General features: G+C 38.9%; 8 protein-coding genes. 3 read left to right on the top strand and 5 right to left on the bottom strand.

Translation table 11 applies throughout. The features are described from left to right. The 3 genes from ACKPEB_RS05020 to ACKPEB_RS05010 all read right to left on the bottom strand — a co-directional run. The coding region (locus ACKPEB_RS05020; protein ID WP_408963736.1) for a tetratricopeptide repeat protein at window positions 1-115 on the bottom strand (115 nt) is incomplete at its 3' end. 6 nt (window positions 116-121) lie between these two features. Continuing rightward, window positions 122-1,180, bottom strand: coding sequence for a tetratricopeptide repeat protein (locus ACKPEB_RS05015; protein WP_408963735.1), 1,059 nt, complete (start codon window positions 1,178-1,180; stop codon window positions 122-124). Window positions 1,181-1,392: 212 nt separating this feature from the next. Further along, window positions 1,393-1,671 carry a YggT family protein gene (locus tag ACKPEB_RS05010; RefSeq protein ID WP_408963734.1) on the bottom strand — a complete coding sequence of 93 codons (279 nt, stop codon included), beginning with the start codon at window positions 1,669-1,671 and terminating at the stop codon, window positions 1,393-1,395. A gap of 218 nt (window positions 1,672-1,889) precedes the next feature. Here ACKPEB_RS05010 and psbX point away from each other — a divergent pair, with 218 nt between their 5' ends. Next, window positions 1,890-2,009, top strand: a complete 120-nt coding sequence (gene psbX / locus ACKPEB_RS05005; protein WP_408963733.1) for a photosystem II reaction center protein PsbX — start codon at window positions 1,890-1,892, stop codon at window positions 2,007-2,009. 202 nt (window positions 2,010-2,211) lie between these two features. Beyond that, on the top strand, window positions 2,212-3,036 hold the full coding sequence (locus ACKPEB_RS05000; protein ID WP_408963732.1) for a Ycf66 family protein: 825 nt from the start codon (window positions 2,212-2,214) through the stop codon (window positions 3,034-3,036). A gap of 152 nt (window positions 3,037-3,188) precedes the next feature. On the opposite strand, the gene ACKPEB_RS04995 is transcribed toward ACKPEB_RS05000, so the two are convergent. Together ACKPEB_RS04995 and lpxB are read right to left on the bottom strand one after the other, a co-directional pair. Further along, entirely contained in the window at window positions 3,189-3,611 is a 423-nt protein-coding gene (locus ACKPEB_RS04995) for a GNAT family N-acetyltransferase (protein WP_408963731.1), read from the bottom strand. Between the two features lie 167 nt (window positions 3,612-3,778). Beyond that, entirely contained in the window at window positions 3,779-4,972 is a 1,194-nt protein-coding gene (lpxB, locus tag ACKPEB_RS04990; protein WP_408963730.1) for a lipid-A-disaccharide synthase, read from the bottom strand. A gap of 272 nt (window positions 4,973-5,244) precedes the next feature. Between lpxB and ACKPEB_RS04985 the strand changes: the two genes are divergently transcribed. Continuing rightward, a partial coding sequence (locus tag ACKPEB_RS04985) for a VIT domain-containing protein (protein ID WP_408963729.1) occupies window positions 5,245-6,371 on the top strand: 1,127 nt, incomplete at its 3' end.

Here is a 6,371-nt window from a genome sequence, read left to right as displayed (position 1 = left end):
ACGCTTCTTCTAATCGTCCTAAATCAGATAAAACATTTCCGCGATTGTTCCAAATATACGGATCATTGGGTTCTAATCCAAGGGCGAGGTTATAGGATTGTCCAGCTGCTTCCATTCGCTCTCAAAATTCTAAAACAATGCCCCGATTCTTCCAAGCATCTTCATCTTCTGGATTGAGCTTAATGGCTTGTTCAAAGGATTCTAAGGCTTCTTCCAGTCTGCCTAAATGTTTCAGGGTATTGCCTCGATAAAACCAAACACAAAGATGATCGGGTTTGAGTTGAATCGTTTGATTAAAAGACAGTAGCGCACCTTCAAAATTTCCGGCTTCTTCTTGTTCAATTCCTTGTTGAAACAAAGCTTCAACCTCTGATGATATTTCCTGAATAATGGGCTGTTCTTCCTGTAGGAATTCCAGTTGAGAATTAACAGGATTTTCCTCAATGATTGGAGGTTCTTCTAAAGGAATTTGAGCTTGAAAATCAACGGGATTTTCCTCTATAATTGGGGGTTCTTCTAAGGGAATTTGAGCTTGAAAATCAACGGAATTTTCCTCTATAATTGGGGGTTCTTCTAAGGGAATTTGAGCTTGGGAATTAACAGAATTTTCTGCAAGGGCTGGTTCTGCTTCCTCCATCAAAGCATTGACTCCATCTCCCACAAATTCTGCCTCAATCATGGGATCAACCTGAACGTTTTCTGAAGCATTGACCCCAGAGGAAACTGTTACCCCATCGCCAAAAAATTCTGCTTCAATAATGGGATAAACTTCTCTATTCTCTGACGTTTCCGCTTCTGTTTGAGGAGCAATTTGTTCTAGGATACTTCTGCCAATACGTCCTGAAACATCTCCTAATTCTTCAATATCCAAACTCGCTAACGCTAACATTCGCCATGCGAGTTCTTCATGTTGGCTTGGTGTTTGTAAAAGTCGAGTTCCAAACCGTTGTAACCAAGCGACTAACTCCGCTTCTTGAACTTTATTCCCAATTAACCATCCTTTAACTTGTCCCCGACTGGTTCCTTGTTGTACCGTGTTCAACAGTTGCAGAAACAAAGCTTCATATTCTGTATCTGTCCGAGTCGGAAGTCTTTCAGGTACAGGGGATGGCGAAGTGGGCTGTTTACCAAACAGTCGTTGAATCAGTCGTTTGAAAAATTGAATAATTCGGCGTAACATAAAATAGACTTAGACAATAGAGTTGTTATTAAGATTCAAGGCAAATCGGCTAAGATATCGCACATAATACACCTTTTTGCTTCAGCCGTTCACTTAATCCTTCTTTAATAATATTCAACAGTTTTTACCTCACCCTCTGTCCTGAAAAAGCTAACACAAGGCAAAAACCAGACGGAAAATCGATCTTCACCCCCTGTGTTTTGCCCAATTAATTACATCATTCGTAATAACCCCTGTTGACCGAGTAACATTTCTCGCAACAAGCTGAAAATGCCCACCCAGATAATCGGAGTGATATCGACCCCACCTAAAGGGGGAACAATTTTGCGGGTGATCACTAAAAAGGGTTCGGTTGGCCAAACGATGAGGTTGAAAGGAAAACGCTGTTGATTGACTTGAGGATACCAAGTCAGAACGATGCGGAAAATAAACAAAAATGTCATCAAACCCAGAATTAAGCCTAAACCCCAGGTTAAAATCGTTGTTGTCATAGGATAAGACAAAATATTTTAAGTTTTATTACTGCTTCTGAATCAATTTTAACGGTTTTGGGGTGTTTTCTCAGAAACTAGGGAATCGGTTCTCAAGATGTTGACCAACAAGGAAACTTGATTCAGCAATAATCCTGACTGTTCTAGGTCGAGGAAGTGTCAAGTATTGTTAAAATAGGAGACCAAGAAATTATTCTAAGACAAGGATCGCATTTGTTATGACACCTTCATTGATGAACTTTTTTTACAGTTTGCTGGCCGGACTCTTGATTGTAGTGATTCCTGCCACCGTTGGTCTGATTTTTATCAGCCAGAAGGATAAAATCATTCGTTCCTAGACTTACTCTCAGCCGAGGAGTCCGGGTGCACTTGCCAAAATCCTTGTTATACCCATAAACTCAGGGGCTAAAAGATCAGAACTGAATCTGAATCCCTAGCCCCTGATCTTAATTTTTGCCAACAATATCCACCCTGAAGCTCAGATCAGTAGAGATTCTCCAAAGAACTCGTTAAGATAGGACTGGTATAGGAGAAGGAATAATGGTTAATTTAGGTTTAAATTTCAGCAGCTTAATCGGGATTATTCTCGCGGTTGCTGGTGCTGGATTATATTTTCTGCGTTCCTGGCGTCCCAAACTCGCACGGGATCATGATATTTTCTTTGCAGCGATTGGGTTGCTTTGTGGTGGAATTCTGCTGTTTCAGGGATGGCGACTTGATCCGATTCTCGCCTTTGGTCAATTTTTATTAACGGGAAGTGCGATTTTCTTTGCGGTGGAAAGTATTCGCCTCCGAGGAATTGCGGTTGTCCAAGCGAAAGAACGTGCTCCCATTGTGGATGATGAACGCTATGTCAGCAACGTTTATCGGGTGGATGCAGAATTAGACGAACTCGAACCCACCGATGAATATATGCCGATGGCCCGTCAAATTCGCGGGACTCGTGATAGTCGCTTAACGAGAGCCGATGTCTATGAAGATGATGTGGTGCGGCGGCGTCCCTCTAGTCGGAGAAGCAGCAGCGTTGACTATCCACCTCCAGCAGAGCGTCCTCGCAAGCGTCGTCCCCGTCCTGAATCTCGTCTTGATACAACTTCTGACTGGGGAGAGCCAGAACCTCCTAGAGAGCGGGAAGAACGACCCACTCGAAATCGCCCAAACCGTCCTCCTGTATCACCTGTAGTTGAAAAAGAGGATTGGACGGTTTCTGATACCTCCCGTTCCCGTCGTCGTCCTTCTTCTTCCTCAGAATATCGTTATTCCGATGATCGCAATCGCAATAATAATTCAACGGATTATGTTGAATATCGACCTGTAGATTATTCTGATGATGAGGTGGATAGTTCTTCTAATTTTGAGAAATAAATTTTATCTCTTAGGGGATAGGGAATTACGAATTACAAATTACGAATGTGGAAGAGGGAATAGGTTTTACTATCAGTTTATCTATGCTTTAGGAATGAGGCTTCTGTCTGGTTCCTATTTTTTTATCTATTCCCTAGTTTTTCTTAAAATTCTTAATAATGATTTGAGGTTTCTAAGCTCATTAATTTAACGCTATCTGCTGAATGAAACCCTAATTTTTCATAAAAAGAAACCATTTCAGGTAAACACATTAACAAAAATACTTCAACCTCTTGTAAATCAGGATGAGTTAAAATTTCAGCCATTAATTTTTTTCCTAATCCTTGATTTTGGTAGGAACTCTCGACCAAAACATCCCAAATTAAGGCTCGATAGGTATAATCCGTTAAAACTCTTGTAAATCCAATTAATTTTTGGGTTTCATCATCCACTAAACCTATAATAAGATCAGAGTGACTTAACATTTTTTGGATATCTTTTGAGGTTCGTTGATGACTCCACCATCCCTGTTTATAGAGTTGTTCTAAATCTTGTATTTGGGTTGGGGTTAACTCTTGAACGACGATAATTGACAAGGGAATTATCCTCCTAAATTGTCTGTAGAGGGTAATTGCTATTAATTTTACTATATAGCAATCCTATTTGATTTAGGGTAAGGGCAATTCATGAATTGCCCCTACGGTAAGGGTTTGAGTCATAGAGGTTATTACAACCGATTTAGACTTGCTATAGCAGAAAATAGTTATTTTGGGAGACTATTTAATATTTCTAAAGCGGCGCGATCGCACACTCCCTCCTCTCCTAACGCTTGCTTCATCTGTTGATAATGATTTAACATTTTTTGGCGTTTAGACTCATTAGTTAATAATTCTATCGCCTCTTGAACGATATTTTCGGGTGTAGCTTTTTCTTGTAATAATTCAGGAACAATGGCTTGCATTTGCACTAAATTAGTCGGGGACATAAACGGAATCGAAAATTTGAGGAGATGACGCGCGACCCAAGCGGTTAAACCACTCACCCGATAAACCACCACTTGAGGAACATTTAATAAGGCAATTTCTAAGTTAACGGTTCCTGATTTTGTAATAGCTAAATCGGCTGCGGCTAACACTTCTAAAGTTTGATAATTATTGGTTTCTGTTGATACTAAAACCGCATTTAATTGATAATCTTTAATCGCGGTTTCAATTGCTGTTTTATAGTCGGGTAACGATAAAGGAATCCAAAATTTAACCTGGGGTATTTTAGCTTGAATTTGTTGAGCCGCTTCAAATAATATGGGCATTAAATATTTAATTTCTTGCCATCGAGAAGCCGGAAGTAAAGCGATCGCGATTTCATCTGGTTGAATGCCTAATTTTTGGCGAGATGCTTCTCGGTTTGGAGCCATTTTCATTCGATCTAATAAGGGATGACCCACCCATGTAACCTGTGCACCCTTGGATTGAAAATAACGAGCTTCTTCAGGGAAAATCGCTAAAATTCGATTCGTTAATTTAACAATTTGTGCGGTACTTTTTGAACCTAACGACCACACCCATTCCTGCGGTGCAATATAATATAGAATTGGAACCTGGGGTAAGTGATTTTTAACAAAATTTCCCAAACCCAAATTTGGCCCCATATAATCAATTAAAATGATTAAATTCGGCGGATTATTTATTAAATATTGTTGAACTTTTTTTTGCATTAAATAAGTGGGCAGAATATAAGGAATCGATTCTAAAATCCCCACCGAACCAATTTTAGTGGTATTTCCTAATAATATCGCTCCTGCTGTCGCCATGCGTTCTCCCCCTAATGCAACAATTTCGATTAATATTCCAGCTTGTTTAGCTTGTCTGAATAATGCTTCAATTAACATTGATCCTTGTAAATCGCCGGACACTTCCCCGGTACTAATAAAAATCCGAATCGGAGTATTTTGAAGCATGAGAACTTAATAATTTATCAGAGGAGGACTTATATGATCGGTTTTGGGAATAACCTGACCTTGAATTATAACCGTTTATTGAGTGAATTGATGATTTTCTTAAATATTGAAGGGTTGAGATCAAGCCTAAAAACGATATAATTATTATTCTAGGCGAAAACTGTACCATCAATGTCAAAAACTCGTGAGGTTCAGGAACGTTTACACTCAGAACTTGGTCTTAGTTCCTAGACCTGATTAATATTGTAGCTCCAATAATGGCAATTTTATTCATGAACTCTTTATCAAATTTAGCAAGACTATCTTTAGGGATTCTCATTTTTAGCGGTTTAAACTTTATACAAAATCCTGCTCCAACTTTAGCCAGTTTATCTCAATCCTTAGATCGTAAATCTTCAGACTTAAAATTAGCACAACTTCCGTCGCAACCCTCAGAAAAAACAGTTGGGGGATTATATGTTCAATCTCGCACTAAAAGTCAAGTTTTTCCCCTGAAACAAACCCAAGTTAAAGCTAAAATTTTAGGAAATATTTCATCGGTAGAAGTTTCTCAAATTTTTGAAAATCCTTTTCAAGAACCTTTAGAAGCTATTTATGTGTTTCCCCTTCCCGATCAAGCCGCTATTGATCAAATGGTGATTAAAATTGGCGATCGCACGATAAAATCAAAAATTGAAACCAGAGAAGGCGCTCAAGAAATCTATCAACGCGCTAAAGAACAAGGTCGCACCGTCGCTTTATTAGAGCAGGAACGAGATAATATTTTTACTCAGTCTCTGGCTAATATTCAACCGGGCGAACAAATATCCGTAACGATTCGCTATCTTGATTCGTTAAAATTTGAAGGAGGAGATTATGAGTTTGTCTTTCCGATGGTGGTTGGCCCCCGTTATATTCCAGGTCAATTAATTGATAAAAATCAACCCAATACCAATCAAGTTTCCGATGCGGATCGAATTACACCGCCTCTTATTGATCCGAAGACCAAATCAGAGCATAAAATTCAAGTTGATCTTGAAATTGATGCAGGGATTCCTATTGATAACATTCGTTCAACTTCCCATAAAATTATTACCCAACAACAAGGAAATCGAGTGTTTGTTCGTTTAGATGAATCCGATCAAATTCCTAATAAAGATCTAATTCTAAGATACCAAATTTCTGGAGAAAATACAAGGGCAACAATCTTAACAGAAGCTGCTCCCCAAGGAGGACATTTTGCGGCTTATCTGTTACCTGCCATTCGTTATAACCCTAATCAAATTATTCCCAAAGACCTGATCTTTTTAATGGATACTTCTGGTTCTCAAGAAGGTGAACCTTTAACAAAATCTAAAGAGTTAATGAAACGGTTTATTCAAGGATTAAATTCTGAAGATACCTTTACCATTATTGATTT

Source organism: Planktothrix sp. (assembly GCF_046067725.1).
Classification (GTDB): Bacteria; Cyanobacteriota; Cyanobacteriia; order Cyanobacteriales; family Microcoleaceae; genus Planktothrix.
Note: the sequence above shows the minus strand (reverse complement) of the source record. Positions and strands in the feature narration are given on the sequence as shown.